Below are 21,815 nucleotides of genomic sequence, written 5' to 3'. Positions count from 1 at the left end.
GGACGGGCGAGGCAATGAAGCAACGCCTGAAGGCGATATCCCTCCTGCTCTTCGCGCTGGCGGGCACGGCGCAGGCACGCGAACCGGTGCTGTTCGACTGGTTCGAGTACCGCGGCAACGACAAGGCGTTCGAGCAGCCGCTCCCGCCGGGTCGTTACCGCAACCCGGTGCTGGCCGGGTTCCATCCCGACCCGGCCGTGACCCGTGCCGGCGACAAGTTCTACCTCGTCAACTCGACATTCACCTACTACCCCGGCATCCCGGTGTTCGAGAGCGTGGACCTCGTGCACTGGAAGCAGATCGGCAACGTGATCGAACGGCCATCGCAACTCGACTTCGATGGCCTGGACGTATCGCGTGGCGTATTCGCACCCACGATCGCCTTCCATGACGGCATCTTCTACGTCGCCAATACCGCGGTGGACAGCGGCGGCAACTACATCGCCATCGCGACCGATCCCGCAGGCCCATGGTCCGATCCGATCTGGCTGCCGACCATCGGCGGCATCGATCCGTCGCTGTTCTTCGACGACGACGGCAAGGTGTACATCCTCAACAACGACGCTCCCCAGGGCACGCCGCGCTACGACGGCCACCGCGCGATCTGGATGCAGGAATTCGATCTCGCCGCGCGCAAGCCCATCGGCCCGCGCAAGGTGATGATCGACGGCGGCGTCGATCCTTCGACCAATCCGATCTGGATCGAAGGCCCGCACATCTACAAGCGCGAAGGCTGGTACTACCTGGTCTGCGCCGAGGGCGGCACTTCGGTCAACCATTCGCAGGTGGTGCTGCGCAGCCGCAAGGTATGGGGGCCGTACGTACCCTACGAGCACAACCCGATCCTGACCCAGCGCGACCTGGCCGCCGATCGCGAGGCCCCGGTGATCAATGCCGGCCACGCCGACCTGGTCGAGGGATTGGACGGCCGCTGGTGGGCGATTTTCCTCGCCAGTCGCGCCTACGACCAGGGGCACTACAACACCGGGCGCGAGACCTTCCTGTTACCGGTCGAATGGAAGGACGGATGGCCGGTGATCCTCGAAAACGGCCTGGCGATTCCCCAGGTCGCGAAAGCGCCCTCGTTCATGCGCGGAGAAGCGAAGCAAGCACCGATGAGCGGCAACTTCGTCTGGCGCGACGAATTCGACACACCGCAGCTCGATCGCGCATGGATGCACGTGCGGGTACCGAAGCAGCCGTGGGCCGACCTGCGCGCGCACCCGGGACGCCTGGCGATCCACCCGCTTGCGGAAGGCCTGGACACGCTGCGCAATCCTTCCTTCCTCGCGCGCCGACAGCAGCACATCGCCTTCGAGGCCAGCACGGCGCTGGCGATACCGGACGATCCCGGTACCGTGGCCGGCATCGCCGCGTTCCAGAGTGAGATGCACTGGTATTTCCTGGGCGTGCGCCGCGCGGGCAGGGCTGCAACGGTGTTCCTCGAAAAGCGTGCGGGAAAGGCCGTAGAAACCCTCGCCACGGCGAAGATCGCGCCCGGCGAAGCGCTCAAGCTGAAGATCGCTGGCAACGGCGGCGCCTATTCGTTCGCGCACGATGCCGACGGCAAGGGATGGAAGTGGCTGGTACGGGGCGACGACGGCACGATTCTCAGCACCGAAGTCGCCGGTGGTTTCGTCGGTGCGACGGTCGGGCCGTATGCGCGCGTCGAGCCAAAACAATAGACATGGGAGAAGCAGATGCATTCGCGTAGCGTTTCGATGAAGACCGTAGCCCTGAATGTCGCGGCGGTGCTGTTGCTCGCCTCCGCGCAAGGTGCCATCGCGCAGACCGCCGATGCAGCGCGGCCCTGGCTCGATACCAGCCGCAGTTTCGAGCAACGCGCGGCCGACCTCGTTTCCCGCATGACCCTGGAAGAGAAGGCCGCGCAGATGCAGAACAACGCGCCGGCGATCCCGCGCCTGGACGTTCCGGCCTACGACTGGTGGAACGAGGCCCTGCACGGCGTCGCCCGCGCGGGCGCGGCGACGGTATTCCCGCAGGCGATCGGCATGGCGGCGACGTTCGACATTCCATTGATGCAGGAAGTCTCGACCACGATCAGCGATGAGGCCCGCGCCAAGCACCACGAGTTCGCGGCGCGCGGCCAGCGTAACCGCTATCAGGGCCTCACCTTCTGGTCGCCGAACATCAACATCTTCCGCGACCCGCGCTGGGGCAGGGGCCAGGAGACCTACGGCGAGGATCCGTACCTGACCGCGCGCATGGGCGTGACCTTCGTGCAGGGCCTGCAGGGCGACGATCCCAGGTACAGGAAGCTCGACGCGACCGCCAAGCACTTCGCCGTGCACAGCGGCCCGGAAGCCGATCGTCATCATTTCGATGCGAAGCCGAGCGAGCGCGACCTGTACGAGACCTACCTGCCGGCGTTCGAGGCGCTGGTGAAGGAAGGCCAGGTCGCCGCTGTGATGGGCGCTTACAACCGGGTGTACGGCGAGTCGGCCAGTGCCAGCCAGTTCCTGCTGCGCGATGTCCTGCGTCGCGACTGGGGGTTCAAGGGCTATGTGGTGTCCGACTGCTGGGCGATCGTGGACATCTGGAAGAACCACAAGATCGTCGCCACGCGCGAGGAAGCCGCAGCGCTCGCGGTGAAGAACGGCACGGAGCTGGAATGCGGCGAGGAGTATTCGACGCTGCCGGCGGCAGTGCGCAAGGGGTTGATCGGGCAGGCCGACATCGACGATGCGCTGACCCGTCTGTTCGCCACCCGCATGCGCCTGGGCATGTTCGATCCGCCGGGACAGGTTCCATGGGCGCAGATCCCGTATTCGGTGAACCAGTCTCCGCAGCACGATGCGCTGGCGCGCCGCGCGGCACGGGAATCCCTCGTGCTGCTGAAGAATGATGGTGTGCTGCCGCTGTCGAAGGATCTCAAGCGCATTGCAGTGGTCGGGCCGACTGCGGACGACACGATGTCGTTGCTGGGCAACTACTACGGCACGCCGGCCGCGCCGGTGACCGTGCTCAACGGCATTCGCCAGGCGCTACCGGACGCGGAAGTCGTGTACGCGCCGGGCGCCGACCTGGTCGAGGGCCGCGACGATCCCGCAGCCGCACCGCTGATCGAAGCGCGCTTCCTGCGGCCATCGGCGGATGCAAGCGAACGCGGTCTGCTCGGCGAATATTTTCGCGGCCGCCAGTTCGATGGCAAGCCGGTGCTGACCAGGATCGATCCGCAGGTCGGCTTCCGCTGGGACCGGGAGGCGCCGACCAGCGACCTGGTCGCGCGTGGTGAGCTCGCGCCGGATACGGCGCTGAACGACGACGATTTCGCAGTGCGCTGGAGCGGGCAGTTGCTGCCGCCGGTGAGCGGCAGATACGAACTGGAAGTCGCCGCCAACGATGGCTATCGCTTCTGGCTCGACGGGAAACTGCTGATCGATGCCTGGAGCGACGCACCACGCCTGCGTGGCAAAACCGCCCCAGTCGAGCTGCAGGCAGGCAAGGCCTACGACATCCGGCTCGAGTACTACGAACACGAACACGACGCCGCAGTACGCCTGGCATGGCGGCTACCGGGAGCGAAATCCGCCTTCGACGAAGCGCTGGACGCCGCGCGCGATGCCGAGGCGGTCATCTTCGTCGGCGGCCTGACCGGCGACGTGGAAGGCGAGGAGATGGAAGTCAGCTATCCCGGCTTCGCCGGCGGCGACCGCACCGACATGCGGTTGCCCAAGCCGCAGCAACGACTGCTCGAAGCCCTGCATGCGACCGGCAAGCCCGTGGTGCTGGTACTGACCACTGGTTCGGCCATTGCCGTGGACTGGGCCAAGCAGAACCTGCCGGCGATCCTGGTCGCCTGGTATCCGGGCCAGCGCGGCGGCAGCGCCGTCGCCGACGTGCTGTTCGGCGATGCGAATCCCGCCGGTCGCCTGCCGGTGACGTTCTACAAGGCCGACGAGAAGCTGCCCGCGTTCGACGACTACGCCATGCGCGGCCGCACGTACCGCTATTTCGGGGGCGAACCGCTGTATCCGTTCGGCCATGGACTGTCCTATACGGACTTCGCGTACTCGGGGTTGAAACTGGATCGCAGCAATGCCGGCAGCAGCGACCAGGTGCGCGTCTCGCTGAAGGTGAAGAACAGCGGCGCCCGTGCCGGCGAGGAAGTCGTGCAGCTGTACCTGCGCCCGCTCGAACCGCGGCGCGAGCGCGCGATCCGGGAGCTGCGCGGCTTTCAGCGCGTGAGCCTGCAACCTGGCGAGGAGCGCACGCTGTCCTTCGTCATCTCGCCCGCAGCCGATCTCAGGCACTACGACGATCAACGCGATACGTACGCGGTCGATCCGGGCGACTACGAAGTGCAGGTCGGCGCTTCCAGCGCGGACATCCGACTGAGCCAGGGTTTCAGGATCACGGGAGACTAGCGATGCCTGGGAACAGGTCGCGTCGCCGCGCCAGGCAACGCCTGCGCGGTGACGCGACCCCGCCGCGTTATCGCGTGCGCTAGCGACGCGGGCCCGCGCCTAGCGGGGAAACCCGAGGCCGGTCGCCTTCACCCGGATGCGCGCGAGGAAGGTGTGCGAGCTCATATAGAGCGTTCGGCCCTCATCGCCGAAGGCGCAGTTCGAAACCGCGGTGCCGGTCTCGATGCGCCCCAGGCGCTTGCCGTCGGCGTCGAACACGAGCACGCCGCCGGGCCCCGTCGCAAAGATGCGGCCGTCGCCGGAGACGGCCATGCCGTCGGGCAGCCCCGGGCTGGCTTCGCCGACAAGGTCGGATGCATCGGCGAACACGCGTTTGTCGAGCACGGCGCCGCGGGCATCGAGCGAGTACGCCATCCACACCGGTCTGGCCGGGTCCGAGTTGGATACGTACAGGGTGCGCTCGTCCGGCGACAATGCGATTCCATTCGGAAAGCCGAGCCCGTCATCAAGTAAGTGGACCGTGCCGTCGGGATCGACCCGATAAACGCCATTGAACTTCAGTTCCTTGACCGGCGAATCGTCGAGGTCCTTCAGGCCGTAGGGCGGATCGGTGAAGAACACCGCCCCGTCGCTGCGCCGCACGACATCGTTCGGGCTGTTGAATCGGTGCCCGCCGTAGCTGGAGGCGAGCGCGGTCTTGCGCTTCGTCGCCGGATCGAGTCTGGCCACGATGCGCGTTCCGGAGTCCGCCATCAGCACCGTTCCCGAGGGTTCGGCGAACAAGCCGTTGGCGCCCGGTTCGCGCAAGGCGCCCAGGTCGGGACCGTCGTAGCCCGAGGGCTTGAGGAACACCGATAGCCCATCGCGTTCCGACCAGCGATACAGCGTGTTCTCGGGCACGTCCGTGAACAGCAGATAGCCCCCGGCCCGGATCCAGGCCGGGCCTTCGGACCAGGTGAAGCCTTCGGCGATCTTCTCGATGCGCGCGTCCGCCGCCACGACATCCTGGAAGGACGCGTCGAATGTCGTCAGGCGCCCGATCGCGGGAGAGTGCTGCGGTGGCGCTTCGGCCGTCGCGCAGGCGGCCAGCATCGCCAGCAGCGGGATCGCAAAAGCAGAGCGGGGCAGGTGGCTCATCGGGATTCTCCTGCGGATCGCCCACACGGCTTCCGGCGCCGGACAGGTCGGTGTCGTTGGCAATGGCAGCCGCGACACGAGAGTCTTGGCCAGATCATCGAAGCCTCTTGTGTATTCAAACCCGCTTCCCCCTGCCTTCCCATACTTCGGGAGGCGCCTTGCAGTAGCGTTCGATGAATTCCTGCTGCGGCGGCATCTGCGTCACCACGCGCGAGATCGGCTGCCGGATCGAGTCCAGCAGGTTTCGCAGGTCCGCATCCGACAGCGCCCGCGCCAGGGGATGGTGCTGCTCCGGCACGATACCCTGGCCAAGCAGGACGTGGGTCCACGAATCCAGCCGGAACAGCTCGTCCGCGCCCTGCCACGCGTGGGCGCGCTCGCGCCACGCGCGCAAGCGGATCGACAACGACTCGGGCAGGTCCATTTCGCGGCACTGCTTCCACATCGGTTCGTCGCGCTGGTTGGCGTGGTAGTGCAGGATGATGAAGTCGCGTACGTGTTCCATTTCGGCGCGGCTGACGTCGTTGTAGAGAGCGACCAGCGACGGTGCGATGCCGTCGAAGGGAAACAGCTGGATCAGGCGCACTACGGCGCTGATGGCGAGGTGGATGCTGGTCGACTCCAGGGGTTCGATGAAGCCGCTGGCCAGGCCAAGCGAAACCACGTTCTTGTTCCAGGCCTTCAGCCTGCGGCCAGTGCGGAACGGCACCAGCCAGGGATCCTTGATCGGCCGCGCACCGACGTCGCGTAATAGCTTGGCCCGAGCTTCGTCGTCGGACATGTGACGGCTGGAGAAGACGAGTCCGCAGCCGACACGGTGCTGCAGCGGGATATGCCAGCGCCAGCCGGCCTCGTGCGCGATCGCGCGCGTGTACGGCACCGGCGGGCCGATCGATTCGGTCTGCACCGCCACAGCACGATCGCTGGGCAGCCAGTGGTTCCAGTCTTCGTAGCCGGTGTGCAGGGTCTGCTCGATCAGCAGGCCGCGGAAGCCGGTGCAGTCGATGAACAGGTCGCCCTCCACGATCTGTCCATCCTCCAGCACCAGCGCTTCGATGGACCCGCTTTGCGAGTGCTGCCGGACCTCACGAATCTTGCCTTCGACGCGTTTCAGTCCGTAGCCCTCGGAGATACGGCGCAGGAAGCGCGCGTAAAGGCCGGCGTCGAAATGGTAGGCGTAGTTGACCTGGGGCTGTGTTTGAAGCGCGAACTGATCGCCGCGCGAAGCAACGGTTTCCAGGCAGAAGTCGCCCAGTTCAGATTGCATGCCGCGACGCAGACTGTCCAGCCAGAAATGATGGAAAGGACAGACAAGGGTGCCCTGCCCGGTGATGCCGAAAGGATGGATATAGCGCTCGCCTGGCCGGCGCCAGTTCTCGAAGGAAATGGAGAGCTTGAAGGTGCCGGCGACCGCGCGCAGGAACTCCTGCTCGTCGATCTGCAGGAAGCGGTGGAACGTGCGGATCGGCGGTACCGTGGATTCGCCGACGCCGACGGTGCCGATCTGCTCCGACTCGACCAGGGTGATGTCCAGCCGGTCGCGGAACTGATGCGACAGCGCACAGGCGGCAAGCCAACCAGCGGTGCCGCCGCCCGCGATCACTACCTTGCGTATCTGCCCGGTCTCCAATGCGGTCCCCTTGATGCGTGCCGGCGCAGCCGGCTCAACGGTTGAGTTTGCCGATCAGCATCGCGCGGATCTGGCGTGCCAGCGCATCGTCCACGGGTCCCAGCACCTTGCGCGCCGCTGTAGGCAGGTGCTCGCCGGCGCGTTCGCCGCGCCCGAAGACGTAGTAGTCGAAGACCTGACGCCAGGCCTGCTTTTCGCGCTCCGGGCGGTCGCGGATCGTCCACAACGCGTGTTGCAGCGCGAGCACCGGCGCCGGAATGTGTGCCGGCACGCTGCTCCACCAGTAGTTCACCAGCACGTTGAATGGCTCCAGCCCCTGCACATGGTGCCACCACAGGCTGGGAATGAAGATCGCATCGCCCGGTTCCAACACCGCGCTTTGTCCCGCCGCGAGCGCTTCGCGAAAGCGCGGATAGCGCTCGAAGTCGGGCGCGTCAAAATCGACCACGCTGACCGCCTGGCCGCCGGGCGTGGGCTCCAGCGGACCTGGATACAGGTTGCCGATCTGGTCCGGCGGAAACAAGGTGAAGCGGCGACGCCCGACCGCACAGCAGGCGATGTTGTTCTGCGCGTCGTAATGGCAGGACGCGGTCACGCGGTTGCCGATCCAGATGCTCGGCGGCGCGTGGATGCCGTGCGTGGCGAGGTCGAGGTCGTTCTGCGCGCGCAAGCCCGGTAGGCGCGTATCGACCAGCAGCGAGGCGAGGTACCAGGTCGGCGGCCGTGGGTCGTCGGCGTGCGCGGCGATCGCATCGAGCACCTCGTCCAGCGCGCCGCGCCGCACTTCGATGTTCAAGGCGGTGAAGTCGTCGTTGTAGAAAGGCCGCCCGGCGATCTCCGGGCCGCCGTAGGAGTAGGTCACCGGCTGGCCGTTCCAGGCGCCGCGCAACACGTCCATCGCCGCGTCCATGCCGCGCTGGCCGGCGCGGACCAGGTCCCAGTCGCGTGCCACGCCGCGCAGCACCGCCGGCTGGCCGGCGGCGAGCAGTTCATCCAGCGGCAACATGCCGGGCCGGCAGTCCGGCACCTCGCGCACGCTGGCGGCGGCCCCGGCCATCGCGCTCAGGCCGCCGCGGCGTCCTGCTGGCGCAGACGGCGCTGCTTTTCCGCCATCAGCCTGCGCAGGTTGTGCATCGAGCCCAGCATCAGGTACGCACCTTCGAGATAGCCGCTGCGGTGCAGCCGGTGCAGTGCGTCGGCGTCGAGCGCGGCCAGGCGTTCGCGGTCGATGCCGTGCAGTCCGGTCAGGCTCGCGCCGTGCTGCCCGTCGAACTTCAGCTCGACGTTCATCGGCTGGATCAGGCCCAGCTCGTCGAATGCGGCGAACATCGCCGTGCCGGCCTCGGCGCCGTCACGGATGCCGCGCAGCACGGTGATGACGTGTTCCAGGTACGGGCTGTGGCCACCGTGCGGCAGGAACACTGCCTCGCCTTCGCCCGCGCCGATGCGCGGGTGTTCCATGTCGACGTGCATCACCGGCTCCTTGCGCAGTTCGCCGTCGACGGTCTGTTCCTGGAAACCGATCAGGAACGGCCCGCGCGCGACGTAACCGGGTAGGTAGCCGGCGTTCCAGCGGCCCTCGCGCAGGAATAGGTTTTCGTTCGCCTCGAAGCCGAGCAGCGCGACCGCCTGCCATTGCCCGCCATCGCGCTCGCGGCGCAGGAAGATCGGGTATTCGCGCTGCAGCTCTGCGAACTCGGTGGGGAACGCCGGCACCATGCCGACCTCGTCGCCAAACGCGCGACCGAAGCCGGTGACGATACGCATGTCCTTGTGCGTCACATTGTTGAGCAGTTCGTATCTGGCCATGCGGGTTCGACTGCGGAGCCGGCGCGGGACACCGTTATGCCCCGCGCCAGCGGAAAAAGAAAGGGGACCACTGCCTGCGCAGCGGTCCCGTTCCGTCACGACATGCCAAGACTCAGAACTTGTAGCGGACCCCGATCATGTAGCGCGGGTTCTGGTCCAGCAGCTTGATGACCTGCTCGTCGGTGCGGCCGTGCCAGCGCACGTCCTCGCCGGTCAGGTTGATTACCTCGAAGCCGGCAGACCAGTGGTCATTGAACGCGTAGTTCACGTTCAGGTCCCACTGCTGATAGGCCTCGACGTAGAACGGATTGCGGCTGCCGCCCTGGTTGGCCATGATCAGGTACTCGTCGCGCCAGTTCCAGGCCAGGCGTGCGGACCAGCCGTACTTCTCGAACATGAAGGCGGCGTTGGCGCTGTCGCTCAGGCCGGTCAGCGAGAATTGGTCGATGCCCGGGTCGCCGCCGTCGTCGAAGCCCACGTCGCCCTTGACGATGGTGTAGTTGGCGAAGATGCCGAACCCGCTGTCGCCGAAGAAGTGCTGGCCGGCCAGTTCCCAGCCATGCAGTCCGGCCTTGTGCTGGTTGACCGGCTTGTTGACGTCGAACATGTACAGCGGGTCGTCGGCTTCGCCGACCAGGTTGTAGGCATTCTCCGTCGCCAGCGCCTGCGCGTCGGTGCCGTCGAAGGCTGCCAGCCCGGCCGGATCGTTGCGCAGCAATGCCGTCGCGGTGAACAGCGAAGTGTCGTTGGCCGAACAGGCCGCGGCATTGGCCGCGCCGACCTGGTCCACGCAGGCCTGGCTGGTCAGGAAGTCCAGCGCCGCCTGCGCGTCGGGACCGGACGTCGGGTCGGTCAATCCGTACAGGTTCTCGCGGACGACGGAGTTGCCGACGAAGTTGTCGACCGTCTTGCGCCAGTAGGTCGCCGCGATGAAGCTGGCGTCGTCGAAGTACCACTCCAGCGCCAGATCCAGGTTTTCCGATTCCAGCGGCAGCAGCCCCGGGTCCTGCGCGCTGCCGGTGGCGCGGGTGGACGGGTCGGTGAGGATCGAGCCGCTCGGGGCGTTCGGGCCCGGGCCCGCATAGAGGTTGCCGTAGGGCGCGCGTGCGATGGTCTTGCCGAACGAGGCGCGGCCCTTCAGCTCGTCGGTGAAGTCGATGCTGAAGTCCAGATTCGGCAACACGTAGCTGTAGCTGGCCTTCTCGCTGAACGGCTGCGTCTCGGCGGAACGGACGATGCGGAAATCATTGTTGGCCTGCCATTCGATCGCGCTGGGAATTGCCACCGCCGAGGTCGAGACCACATCGGTCTTCTCGTAGCGCACGCCGATCCGGGTGGCCGTCGGCATGCCGCCCAGTTCGCCCTCGAAGTCGACCTGCACATAGGCAGAGTTCGTCTTTTCCTCGACCCGGTTGTCGGCGGCGAGCACGTCGCTGACGCTGTTGCTGACACCATAGTGCTCGGCGGCCCATCGTGCCAGGTCGTTGGCGTCGCCGGCCCAGGCGCCCTGCGCCGCGCCGGAACCGTCGTAGTCGTCGAACAGGCCGACGATGCTGATCGGGTGCAGCAGTCCGATCAGGCCGTTGGCGCCGTCCTCTTCCACGTTTGCCACGCCCCAGTCGCCGAGGGCGGCATACATCTGGTTTGCCTGCAGGCGATGGGTCGATGACTTCGTGTTGTCGACACCGAACTGGAAGCGGCCATTGTCGAAGTTCCATTCGCCGTCGATGCGGGCCTGCTTGATTTCGCTGATCTGGGTCTGCGACTCGATCCGCAGCACCTGCGAGCCGAGCTCGCCCGGGGCGAAGTCGGCATTGATCACGCCGTTGGTCCCGGCGAGGGCATCGGCCTGGGTCGGATACCAGGTGCGCGCGGAGATGGGTAGGCCGTTGTTGAACCAGTACTCCTGGGCGTAGTAGCCGCCGCAGTGCGCGCTGGCGCTGCAGTTGTTGGTGCCGGCCAGGCTGAAGTAGGTGGCGCCACCGCCGGTCAGCGGGTCGTTGGGCCGGCTCTCGTTCTTGGAGTCGTGCATGTCGAGGCTGAGACGGAGACGGTCGTTGACGTCCCATGCGGCGTTGAAGCCGAGCGAACCGAGCTTGTACTTCTGCCGGTTGCTCTGCTGCTCGAGGCCGAAGTCCTTGGTCTGGACGATCTCGCGGATGTACACCGGCGTGGCCACGGCCCCGCTGGTGTCGAACTCGACGTCGGTGTATTGGCTGTTCTGCAGCCACATACCCTGCTCGCCGCGATCCTCGGCGATCTCATTGGTCGAGTAGGTGTAGTCCAGGGTCAGGGTGACGCTGTCGACCGGTGCGAACTGGATCACGGCCTGGCCGTTGATACGCTCGCGCTCGAAATCGGCGAAGGCATAGCGCAGGTCGTTGGGACGGCCGTACAGCTCGCCGAGCCCCGGCGCGTTGACCACGTCGGGGCCGCCCGGCATCGAGCCGGTCCACGGCTGGATGTTCCAGTTGTTCTCGGTTGCCTGCACCGAACCGCCCTTGCGCTTCTGATAGCTGGCGTTCAAGCCGATGCCGAAGGTCTTGTCGGGATTGGTCCAGCTGAAGATGCCGGACAGTTCCGGGGTCGCGTCGTCGCCTTCGAACGGCTGCGACTTGTCGTAGCCCAGCTTGGCGCCGGCGCTGGCGACCACGCCGGAGTGGTTGAGCGGCTTGTCGGTGAGGATGTTGATGGTGGCGCCGATGCCGCCGCTGGGCACGTGCGCCTGGCCGGTCTTGTAGACCTCGATGCCGTTGATCGCCTCGGAGGCCAGCTGGGCGAAGTTGAACGCGCGGGTGCCGCCGTCCACGCCGCCAACCGGCACCTGGCCGGCTGCGCCGAAGGCATCGGCGCCGGGGATCTGGCGGCCGTTGAGGGTGACCATGTTGAACTGCGGGCCGAAGCCGCGCGCGGTGACCTGCGCGCCTTCGCCATCGCGGCGCTCGATCGAGATGCCGGTGATGCGCTGCAGCGACTCGGCCAGGTTGGTGTCGGGGAACTTGCCGATGTCCTCGGCGCTGATCGCGTCGACCACGCCGGCAGCGTTGCGCTTGGTGTTCATCGAGTGCGCGAGCGCGTTGCGCATGCCGGTGACCACGACCGTATCGAGCGTGGTCGCGTCGGCCGGCGTCGGCGACGGCTGCGCCTGCTCGGTCTGCTCGGCCTGCTCCGTCTGCAATGCCGGCGGCGGTGCCTGCTGCGCCTGCGTGTCCTGGGCGAACGCAGGATTGATGACGATCACACCACCGATGATGGTGAACATGGCCTTCGATTTGAATCGCTTCAGCTTCTGATTCATGAGCGTGTCCTCAACCCTGGAGTTGTGCGGCCAACAGTGATGTGATCTCCGGTGTGCGACGCGGCTTGAGCAGCCATTGGGCTGTCACAAACCTGCGTCGCACCCGTCGTCATTGGTGCGAAGCATCGGCACCTGCAACCTCTCATCTGGATACCTCCCCTCTTGCGTTCGATGAATGTGATCGCCCCTCCCAAGGCATCCACAGGCTCGCCCCTGCACGAACCGCACGCGCGAAGCGCCCGGTTCGGCCATGCCGGCTTCGAACCCGCCTCAGAAACAAAAATCCGTGCGACAGCGCCACCGCCCTTGGCCCTTACCGATGGCGCCAAGCCCCCGTTAGCGGTAACAATGCGCATTGATAGCGCTATCATTTGCACTTGTCATCGTGCGGTGCAGCAAGGACATCATGGTTCCCTCGTCGCCGATTTCAGCAGCGCCTTCGTCAGCAGCCGGGACGCTTTCGGGCCGGCTGCCCCAGGATGATCGCGTTCGCGCGGCGTGCTCGCATGTCGGCCACAAGGCCGCGTATCGCCTCGCCAGCCAGACCCCGCCGCAGGACGGCGACATCACGACCCGGCCATGAACGACATCGCGCAAACCCTCTCCGTACGCGAAAAGGTCGGCTACAGCCTCGGCGACCTGGCGGCCAACCTGATCTTCCAGACCCTGGTCACCTTCATCGCGTTCTTCTACACCGATGTTTACCGGATTCCGGTCGACGTCGCCGGCACGGTGATCTTCACCGGGGGCCTGCTCGGTGCTTTCGTATTCACGCCGATGATGGGGCTGATCGCCGACCGCACCCGCACGCGCTGGGGCAAGTTCCGGCCATGGATCCTGTGGACGGCGATTCCATTCGGAGTGCTGTCGCTCCTCGCCTTCAGCACTCCGGACCTGGGCGAGCGCGGCAAGGTCATCTACGCGATGGCGACCTATACCTTGCTGGTGCTGGTGTACGCCGCCAACAACCTGCCGTATTCGGCGCTCAGCGGCGTGCTGACCGGCGACATGGCCCAGCGCAACAGCCTGTCCTCCTACCGCTTCGTCGCGGTGATGATCGCGCAGTTCATCATCCAGGCCCTGCTGCTGCCGCTGGTGCTGATCCTCGGCGACGGCGACAAGGTGCGCGGCTTCGAGAACACCATGCTGGTGTTCGCCGTGATGGGCACGATCTTCTTCCTGATCACCTTCCTGACCACGAAGGAGCGCATCGTCCCGGCGCCCGAGCAGAAGTCAACCATCCGCCAGGACCTGACCGACCTGGCGAAGAACACGCCATGGCAAGTGATGCTGGTGCTGACCGTGCTGGTCTTCGTGACCCTTGCCCTGAAGGGCGGCATGTACGTGTACTACTTCAAGTACTACCTCGATGAAGCTGCGCTGGCGAACTTCCTCGAGAACGTCGGCTTCAACCACCTCATCGCCGGGTTGAACTCGGTGCTCACCGGCGTGGGCCTGACCGAGTTCCAATGGCCTAAGGACGCGCCGACCTCGGCCTTCAGCCTGTTCAACGGCAGCGGCATCATCTTCATGATCGTCGGCATTGGTTTCTCCAAGGGCCTGGCCGACCGCTTCGGCAAGCGCGACGTGTTCGGCGGCGCACTGTTCGTGTCCACGTTGTGCCTGCTGGCGTTCTGGCTGTTCCCGCCGCAGGCGGTGGGTCTCGCGGTCGCGGCTCAGGTCCTGCACGGCTTTTTCTACGGCATCACGATCCCGCTGCTGTGGGCGATGGTGGCCGACGTGGCCGATTATTCGGAATGGAAGAACCACCGCCGTGCCACCGCGATCGTGTTCTCCGCGATCCTGATCGGCCTGAAGATCGGTCTGAGCACGGGCAGCGCGCTGGTGGCGAAGATCCTGGCCGCCCACGGCTACGATCCCGACCTCGCCGTGCAGTCGGCCGGTGCCGTGCGCGGTATCCAGATGGCGGTGAGCGTGTACGCATCGATCCCGTTCCTGCTGTGCGTCGCGCTCTTGTTCTTCTACAAGATCGACAAGATGACCGAGACGCGCATCGAGCAGGAACTGGCCGCGCGCCGCGCCGCGGGCATCGCGACTCCCTGATCGTCGCCGCAACGCAGCAGGAGCCCGCATGTCCGAAGAATTCGATCCGGTCGAGCTGCAAACGCTGGCCGAGAAGGCGATCTCGCCGCCGCTGGTCACGCACATCTACACCGCCGACCCATCGGCGCATGTGTTCGACGGAAAAATCTACATCTATCCATCGCACGACATCGATGCGGGCATTCCTTTCAACGATGACGGCGACCATTTCGGCATGCAGGACTACCACGTGCTGCGGATGGACTCGCCCGCGGATGGGGCAGCCGAGGATTGCGGCGTCGCATTGCGCGTCGACGACGTGCCGTGGGCCGAGCGTCAGATGTGGGCGCCGGATGCGGCGACCAAGGACGGCAAGTACTACCTGTACTTCCCGGCCAAGCGCGCCGACGGCCTGTTCCAGATCGGCGTGGCGGTAGGCGACCATCCTGCCGGTCCCTTCGTGGCCGAACCCGAAGCCATTGCCGGCAGCTATTCCATCGACCCGGCGGTGTACGCCGACGACGACGGTGCGTTCTACATGTATTTCGGCGGCCTCTGGGGCGGGCAACTGCAGAAGTATCGGGACAACGCTTATTCACCGGCGCACGAGGAGCCCGCCGATGGCGAACCTGCGCTGGGGCCGCGCCTGGCGCGCCTGTCGGACGATATGAAGCAGTTCGCCGAGGCGCCGCGGGAAGTCGTGATCTTGGATGAGGCCGGCGAGCCGTTGCGCGCGGGCGACCACGACCGACGCTTCTTCGAGGCGCCGTGGCTGCACAGGCACGACGGTCGCTATTACCTCTCGTATTCCACCGGCAACACGCATTTTCTGTGCTATGCGGTGGCCGACAATCCCTACGGGCCGTTCGTCTACCAGGGCCGGATCCTGACGCCAGTGGTCGGGTGGACCACGCATCATTCGATCTGCGCGTTCCAGGACCACTGGTACCTGTTCTATCACGACTCGCTGTTGTCCGGCGGCATCACTCACCTGCGCTCGATCAAGGTCACGCCGCTGCATCACGACGGGCAGGGCAGGATCCGCACCATCCATCCCTATGGAGAGTGACCCAAGGCGGTGCGATCAGGCGGTTCTAGAGTACGAACGCGAAGCGCAGCATCGTCCTGCGAGGCAATCTTTCGTCGCGTCACCGGTGGCGCGGGTCGTCAGGCGTGCGCCGCCCAGGCCGGCGATCCTGCGACGTAATCGATGCAAGGGTCGTAACGGCCCGGCACCTCGGTATAGCGCAGCGCCTGTGTGCAGCCGATCTCGGAGGTGAAGTAGCCCAGCAGGGCGAGCTCTTTCATCATGCGGAAGAACGTGGCTGGCTCGACTGGGGCGTCGGATGTGATCTCTTCCGCTTCGATGGAATCGTACGGAGGCAGCTGCGCCAGGCCCTGGCGCTTGCGGTCTTCGGCCTCGCTCTCGTACGCCTCCCGGTGTGCCTGGCGATCGAAGGCGGTCAGCACGGCCAGGCGTTGCTGCGGCGTGGCCTGCATGAACGGCACGTTGGCCGCCTTCGTCGCGGCGGCGTCGACCCGGCGCATGCCGTCGCGGAAAGTCTTCTGTTCGCCGGGGTCGTAACAATCGGTGACCATGAGCGCCATGAACGCGCCGACTTTCGCATCCTTCGCGCCCGGCGTCCTGGTGGCGGGAACGATCGTTTCCGCGACCTCGTCGAGGAACGCGATTTCCTGGGAGCTGAACTGGCCAAGACGCGTGTTGGCCGGGGCGCTTGCCGCCTTTTCTGCCGCCTTCTCCACGTCCTCCACGCGGCCGCAGCCGATCAGCGCCGCGCCGCCGAGCAGCAGGCTCACGCGTCGGATCGCCTCGCGCCGGGTGATCGTCGGGGCCTGTTCGGATTCGGATGGCATGGGTTGAGAGGACATGTTCATGTCGGCCCCGGTCACAGGTTGCGGCGCTTGAGCTCGTCCACGGCGAAGTTGGCCGCACGGGCGGTGATCGCCATGTAGGTCAGCGAAGGATTCTGGCAGGCGGAGGAGGTCATGCAGGCGCCATCGGTCACGAAAACGTTGGGCGCGTCCCAGACCTGGTTGTGCGCGTTGAGCACCGAGGTCTTGGGATCGCGCCCCATGCGCGCGGTGCCCATCTCGTGGATCGCCATCCCGGGGTAGGAGCCTTCGTCGTAGGTCTTGACCTTCTTCACGCCGGCCTGCTCGAGCATCTGCGCCATGTCGTCGATCATGTCCTTGCGCATCAGGCGCTCGTTCTCCCCGAGCGCGCAATCGATCTTCAGCACCGGCAGGCCCCATTTGTCCTTCTTTTCCGGGTCAAGCGCGATGTGGTTGGAATGCGCAGGCAGCATCTCGGCGAACGCGGTGGAGCCGATCGTCCATGGCCCCGGTGTGGTCGCCTCGTCCTTCATCTCGGCCCCGATCCCGAGCTCACGCACCGCGCGCTGCCAGCCCTGCCGGCTCGCGCCACCCTGGTAGCCGAAACCGCGCAGGTACTCGCGCTTGTCGCCAAACAGGTTGCGATAGCGCGGAATGTAGAACCCGGTCGGTCGGCGGCCGTAGTAGTACTTGTCGGCCAGGCCTTCGATCTCGCCTTCCGCGCCGCAGCGGAAATGATGGTCCATGAGATTGTGACCGAGTTCGCCCGAGCTGCTGCCCAGCCCGCCCGGCCACACGTCGGTCGCCGAACGCATCAGCAGCCAGGTCGAATTGAGCGTGGACGCGCACAGGAACACGATCTTCGCGCTGTAGTCGGTGACCTGCTCGGTCACCGCATCGATGACGCGCACTCCGCTGGCGCGTTTGCCGGTCTTGTCGAGCAGGACCTCGGTGACGATCGACCAGGGCTTGAGCGTAAGCCGGCCGGTCTTCATCGCCGCCGGCAGCGTGGACGACTGGGTGCTGAAATAGGCGCCGTACGGGCAGCCCAGCCAGCAGGCGTTGCGATACTGGCAGGGCGCGCGCCCAGGCAGTGCCTGGGTGGCGTTCGCGGTGCGCCCCGGGATGATCCGGCGCTTGCCGCCGAACGCGTTGCGCAGGCGTCCGGCAACCAGCTCTTCGCCGCAGTTCAGCGGCATCGCCGGCTGGAACTGGCCATCGGGAAGCTGCGCCATGCCCTCGCGGGATCCGGCAATCCCGGCGTGCTTTTCCACGTGGTCGTACCAGGGCGCGAGGTCGGCGTAGCGGATCGGCCAATCGACCGCCACGCCTTCCTTTTCGTTGGCCTCGAAGTCGAAATCGCTCCAGCGATAGCTCTGGCGGCCCCACAGCAACGAGCGCCCACCCACGCGGTAGCTGCGGAACCAGTCGAAGCGCTTCACCTCGGTGTACGGCGATTCCTGTTCGTTGACCCAGGCCGACTCGTTGGTCTCGTCCAGGAGGTCCCGCTTGAGCACGCTGTGCGCCTGCTCCATCGAATATGTGGCCCTGCCGCGATGCAAGTATTCCCAGGGCGCCTTGGTCGCGTTGACGTAGTCCTTGATGTGCTCGACGTTGCGGCCACGCTCCAGGAGCAGGACGCGCAAGCCCTTCTCGGTGAGCTCCTTGGCCGCCCAACCGCCGGAGATGCCTGATCCGACCACGATTGCGTCGTAATCTGTGGATTGCGCCACCATTGCCTCCGGGAAATTGACGAGGGACAAGCGCTGGATGCGTGCGCGTGATGCTATCGTATTTTCCGGATGAATGACTTGCGAGAAGCGATGCCCGCCTTCGGCTCGACTGCTTGCCGACTGCTGTCGCGTCCGTCCGCTGATTCTGCAAAGCGGCGACGCAGGCGCCTGGGCACGATCGGGTTCGGAGCACGCACGATGCTTTCGGTCCTGCCCCTTCACTCAAACGAAAGAGTCCGCCATGACCACGACGCGTAGACAATTCCTGGTTCGTTCGATCCAGAGCGGGGCGGCGCTGCTTGTGCCAGCCGTGCTGCCCGGCCGCGCCTTCGCCGGCGAGTCGGGCCGGCCGTACGGCATCCAGGTCTACGCGGTCAACCAGGCGTTCGAAAGTGATCCGGCAGGCACCTTCAAGAAGCTCCGGCAGATTGGCTTCACGGAAGTGGAATGCTATGCGGGCGGCAAGCTGTCGGCCAGGGAATACCGTCGAATGATCGACGACGCGGGCCTGGTCTGTCCCAGCACCCATCTGGATTTCGATCCGGCCAATCTGGAGGCGTCCTTCGAAACCGCGCATGCGCTGGGGGCGAAGTTCGCCGCCAGTTCTGCGTTGCGCTCGGCCATCGATCCCAAGGTATCGTGGGAATCCGACTTCAGTCTGGACGAAGCCAAGCGCACGGCCGAACTGGCCAATCGGATCGGCGAAGCGGCCAAGCGTGCCGGCCTGCAATACGCCTACCACAACCACGATTACGAATTCGCCGACGTGGGCGAGGGGACGAGCGGTTTCGACTTCCTGTTGCGCGAGACCGACAGCGACCTGGTCAAGTTCGAGATCGACTGCGGCTGGATGACGTTCGCCGGTCGCCGTCCCGAAGAGTATCTCGCCAGGGAGCCGGCCCGGTTCCCGATGCTACATATCAAGGACTATCTGGCCGCGAGCAAGCCCGCGGCCACGAAAGGTCCGCGGCCGGCCATGGTCGGCGCGGAACTGGGGCGCGGCACAGTCGATTACCGTCCGATCTTCGCCGCGGCAAGAAAGGCCGGCGTGCAGCACTACTTCGCCGAGCAGGAGGGGCCGTTCTCGCGTATGGATCAGCTCGATGCCGCCAAAATCGCCTACGAGTACCTGCGTTCCGTGCCGTGAGCAGGAAGATCGTGCGCAGTACGAGAGGACGGGCAAGCCGCTGAAGCGGCATCCACCCGTCTTCCGTCAGTGAAGTGGTTCGGCGGCGAAGCGCCCCGCTTCGGCCCGGAGTTGGCGATTTTACGCCTGCGCGGATGAAAAACTGAATCGTAGCCAGCATCGGAACGCGCATCTCACCGGCGTTTCACCACCGCAGCGGTATTGGACCTGCACCACACCCTGGAACGGAGGTTGTCGTGCGCAGGCTATTGCTTGGAATGTGTCTTGCCTTGGTGGCATCGGCCGCCAATGCTGATGGGGTGGAAAACAAATGGCGTCTGGAGCTCAGCGGCGGAGCCGAGTCGGCCGGCCGCATCGTGCTGCAGTTGGCGCCGGCCGAGGGGGATCCGATCCGTGCGACCGTGGACGTGGTCCAGGGACGCAGCGAGAACGGCATCGCCAATGACGTGCGCGATGCGCTGCAGGCGCAGGCGGGCAAGCGCTACAGCGTCGAGGTCGACGATGGCGAGGACGTGCTGGTGAAGAAGCACGAGGGCGAGCGCGACTTCGTCGTCACCATCGTCGAGAACAGCGTGCGGGGCGTGCGTATCAGCGTCAATGCCGAGTAGGCGCGCGATCCGGTAGGGGTAGGCGCGGGGTAGGGCGGAACCGCTGTGAGGCGTCCGCCCGTGTCGGAAAGTCGACCTGGATCTGATCTGGCAGCTGCCGCGGGCGGGGCTCTATCCGGGCGGAATCTGCACGATCGTTGCAACCATTGGCTCGGTGGGCGCATCCCATGCACTTCGACCCGATCGGAGGCAATGCGATGCGCAAGCTGCAATGGGGAATGGTGCTGATGCTGGTGGGGGCCTCGTCGGCCTGGGCGCAGGACGACTGCGCGTTCAGCGCGCCGCGCAACCTGGACCTGCCGGCAGGCGCGGTGAAGACCCTGGTGGTCCGCGCCGCGGCGGGCGGGCTGAAGATCGACGGCGAGCCAGGGCTGACCCAGGTGCAGGTGCGTGGCCTGGCCTGCGCCTCGAGCCAGCAGATTCTGGACGGGATCCGCCTGGTGCAACGGCGCGAGGGCGACCGGCTGGTGGTGGCCGCCGAGCTGCCCGAGACCGCAGGCCTGTTCGACGGCCAGCGCAGGCTGGACCTGGAGCTGCGGGTGCCGTCGCGGCTGGCGCTGGAGGTCAGTGACAGCTCGGGCGCGGCATCGGTCGAGCACGTCGCCGCGCTGCGCATGCAGGACAGTTCCGGCGATCTGCGTATCGCCCACATCCCGGGTGCAGTGCGCGTGGAGGACAGCTCGGGAAGCCTGAACGTGCGCGACGTCGGCGCATTGCATATCCCCAACGACAGTTCTGGCGAAACCAGCGTCTCGGGCGTGCGTGGCGATGCGATCATCGATGTCGACAGCTCGGGCTCGATCGAGATGCGCGACATCGGCGGCAACGCACGCGTGGGCCAGGACGGGTCCGGCAGCATTGTGGTCGAAAATGTCGCTGGCGATTTCACGGTCGAACGCGACGGTTCGGGCGGGATCGAGCATCGCGGGGTGCGCGGCAAGGTGCGCCTGCCAGAACGTTGAGCGCACCCGTCGCGAAACAGGGCGGGTACGCACATCGGTCGGGCACGAAGCGAGCGCATCCTATGCAGTGGCATGGGTTGCGCCTCGGTGCGGCTGTAAGTCATAACGGCGGCCCCGCAAGCGCAGGTTTCGCAGGAGTGCGATGGCGGGGACTGGGGCTGTCGCTGCCACGTATCACCGCCGGGACTCAGGAATCACGAACGAGTGACTGACACATGGGATGCCTGGATCAGCCGGCTGGAACGCGACCATTCGCTGTTGGAACCGAACCGGTTGCGCCAGCGTATCGAGGTGCTGGATCGACTTGAAAGTCATCCCACCTGGGGGGCGGGTCGAGGTGGCGGCGCAGACCCACGGCTATCGACAGAGCTCCATGACCGGATGGGTCTCCTGTGTGCGGATCTCGAAGCGGCCAACCAGCGGGTCTACGCCTCGATCCGCGAAGCGATACAGCAAGGTAACGGCGCGCAGAGCCTGCTGGAGTGGGCGGCTGGTCCGGTCGACGATGTACGGCACCGGGTCGATAGCGAGGGTTACGACGGCCTCGATGCGCTGCTCAGCGGTGTCCTGCAGATTGAGGAACCCAGCCCAGAAGCCCAGCTGGCGGCTGAAATGGTGTTCTATCAACCCACGCCGGCGCGCCATATCTTCGAACTGATTGTCCGTACCGGACTTTCCGAACATGACGTGCTGTTCGATCTAGGGTCCGGGTTGGGCCACGTTCCGCTGCTTGCCGCCATCTGCACTCGCGCCCGTTGCGTCGGCATCGAGTGGGAAGCGGCCTATGTCGATTGCGCACGGCGCTGCGCGAAAGCACTCAATCTGGCCAATGTCACCTTCGCGCGCCAGGATGCGCGCGCGGCCGATCTGTCGTCGGGGACGGTGTTCTACCTGTACACGCCGTTTACCGGTGCAATGCTGGGCGACGTACTGGCGATGCTGCGGCGGGAAGCGGCCGCGCGCGAGATCCGCATCGGCACACTCGGGCCCTGCACCGCGAACTTCGCCCGCGAGCCTTGGCTGGAGTACGCGGGCATGCCCAATTCGAGTGGGTTGGCGGTGTTCCGGAGCGTGGATCTGAGGGTTTGACGTCTGTATAAGCGGCTGGCTATTTGTCGACTAGCGTAGGCGACTAACGGTCGTGCCGCGGGTTTGGCCTGAGTGGGTGATCTGTCACGTCATCATCTTCCCCGCGAACCGGCACCA

The 21,815-nt window shown here is 65.9% G+C and carries 15 protein-coding genes; 8 read left to right on the top strand and 7 right to left on the bottom strand.

The window, feature by feature from the left end:
* The first annotated feature begins 14 nt into the window (after positions 1–14).
* On the top strand, positions 15–1,685 hold the full coding sequence (locus tag MC380_RS05690; protein WP_242163549.1) for a glycoside hydrolase family 43 protein: 1,671 nt from the start codon (positions 15–17) through the stop codon (positions 1,683–1,685).
* A gap of 36 nt (positions 1,686–1,721) precedes the next feature.
* Complete coding sequence (locus MC380_RS05685) at positions 1,722–4,388, top strand: beta-glucosidase (protein WP_242163547.1); 2,667 nt, start codon at positions 1,722–1,724, stop codon at positions 4,386–4,388.
* Positions 4,389–4,487: 99 nt separating this feature from the next.
* Here MC380_RS05685 and MC380_RS05680 read toward each other — a convergent pair whose 3' ends face one another.
* From MC380_RS05680 to MC380_RS05660, 5 genes are all read right to left on the bottom strand, one after another.
* Positions 4,488–5,525, bottom strand: a complete 1,038-nt coding sequence (locus MC380_RS05680) for an SMP-30/gluconolactonase/LRE family protein (RefSeq protein WP_242163545.1) — start codon at positions 5,523–5,525, stop codon at positions 4,488–4,490.
* Positions 5,526–5,640: 115 nt separating this feature from the next.
* The gene (locus MC380_RS05675) at positions 5,641–7,155 is read right to left on the bottom strand and encodes a tryptophan halogenase family protein (RefSeq protein WP_242163543.1); all 1,515 of its coding nucleotides are present in this window, start codon (positions 7,153–7,155) and stop codon (positions 5,641–5,643) included.
* 34 nt (positions 7,156–7,189) lie between these two features.
* Entirely contained in the window at positions 7,190–8,212 is a 1,023-nt protein-coding gene (locus MC380_RS05670; RefSeq protein ID WP_242163541.1) for a cupin-like domain-containing protein, read from the bottom strand.
* A gap of 5 nt (positions 8,213–8,217) precedes the next feature.
* Complete coding sequence (locus MC380_RS05665; protein ID WP_242163539.1) at positions 8,218–8,964, bottom strand: SapC family protein; 747 nt, start codon at positions 8,962–8,964, stop codon at positions 8,218–8,220.
* 112 nt (positions 8,965–9,076) lie between these two features.
* The gene (locus MC380_RS05660; protein ID WP_242163537.1) at positions 9,077–12,262 is read right to left on the bottom strand and encodes a TonB-dependent receptor; all 3,186 of its coding nucleotides are present in this window, start codon (positions 12,260–12,262) and stop codon (positions 9,077–9,079) included.
* A 579-nt stretch (positions 12,263–12,841) separates the two neighbouring features.
* Between MC380_RS05660 and MC380_RS05655 the strand changes: the two genes are divergently transcribed.
* Both MC380_RS05655 and MC380_RS05650 read left to right on the top strand, forming a co-directional pair.
* Positions 12,842–14,326: an MFS transporter gene (locus MC380_RS05655; protein WP_242163535.1), complete on the top strand. Its 1,485-nt coding sequence runs from the start codon at positions 12,842–12,844 to the stop codon at positions 14,324–14,326.
* A 28-nt stretch (positions 14,327–14,354) separates the two neighbouring features.
* Complete coding sequence (locus MC380_RS05650) at positions 14,355–15,374, top strand: glycoside hydrolase family 43 protein (RefSeq protein ID WP_242163533.1); 1,020 nt, start codon at positions 14,355–14,357, stop codon at positions 15,372–15,374.
* 98 nt (positions 15,375–15,472) lie between these two features.
* Here MC380_RS05650 and MC380_RS05645 read toward each other — a convergent pair whose 3' ends face one another.
* Both MC380_RS05645 and MC380_RS05640 read right to left on the bottom strand, forming a co-directional pair.
* Complete coding sequence (locus MC380_RS05645; RefSeq protein WP_242163531.1) at positions 15,473–16,123, bottom strand: gluconate 2-dehydrogenase subunit 3 family protein; 651 nt, start codon at positions 16,121–16,123, stop codon at positions 15,473–15,475.
* 89 nt (positions 16,124–16,212) lie between these two features.
* On the bottom strand, positions 16,213–17,892 hold the full coding sequence (locus MC380_RS05640; RefSeq protein ID WP_242163530.1) for a GMC family oxidoreductase: 1,680 nt from the start codon (positions 17,890–17,892) through the stop codon (positions 16,213–16,215).
* Positions 17,893–18,133: 241 nt separating this feature from the next.
* Here MC380_RS05640 and MC380_RS05635 point away from each other — a divergent pair, with 241 nt between their 5' ends.
* The 4 genes from MC380_RS05635 (at position 18,134) to MC380_RS05620 (ending at position 21,698) form a co-directional block, all read left to right on the top strand.
* Positions 18,134–19,039 carry a sugar phosphate isomerase/epimerase gene (locus tag MC380_RS05635; protein ID WP_242163528.1) on the top strand — a complete coding sequence of 302 codons (906 nt, stop codon included), beginning with the start codon at positions 18,134–18,136 and terminating at the stop codon, positions 19,037–19,039.
* Positions 19,040–19,296: 257 nt separating this feature from the next.
* Positions 19,297–19,647 (top strand): hypothetical protein, encoded by a 351-nt coding sequence (locus tag MC380_RS05630; RefSeq protein ID WP_242102558.1) that lies wholly within the window; start codon positions 19,297–19,299, stop codon positions 19,645–19,647.
* A 197-nt stretch (positions 19,648–19,844) separates the two neighbouring features.
* Positions 19,845–20,609: a hypothetical protein gene (locus MC380_RS05625; protein WP_242102559.1), complete on the top strand. Its 765-nt coding sequence runs from the start codon at positions 19,845–19,847 to the stop codon at positions 20,607–20,609.
* Between the two features lie 204 nt (positions 20,610–20,813).
* Positions 20,814–21,698 (top strand): hypothetical protein, encoded by an 885-nt coding sequence (locus MC380_RS05620; protein ID WP_242163526.1) that lies wholly within the window; start codon positions 20,814–20,816, stop codon positions 21,696–21,698.
* Positions 21,699–21,815 lie beyond the last annotated feature (117 nt).

This window comes from Lysobacter sp. M15 (genome assembly GCF_022662515.1).
Taxonomy (GTDB): Bacteria; Pseudomonadota; Gammaproteobacteria; order Xanthomonadales; family Xanthomonadaceae; genus JAKPBU01.
This window is presented reverse-complemented; position numbering and strand designations above follow the sequence as displayed.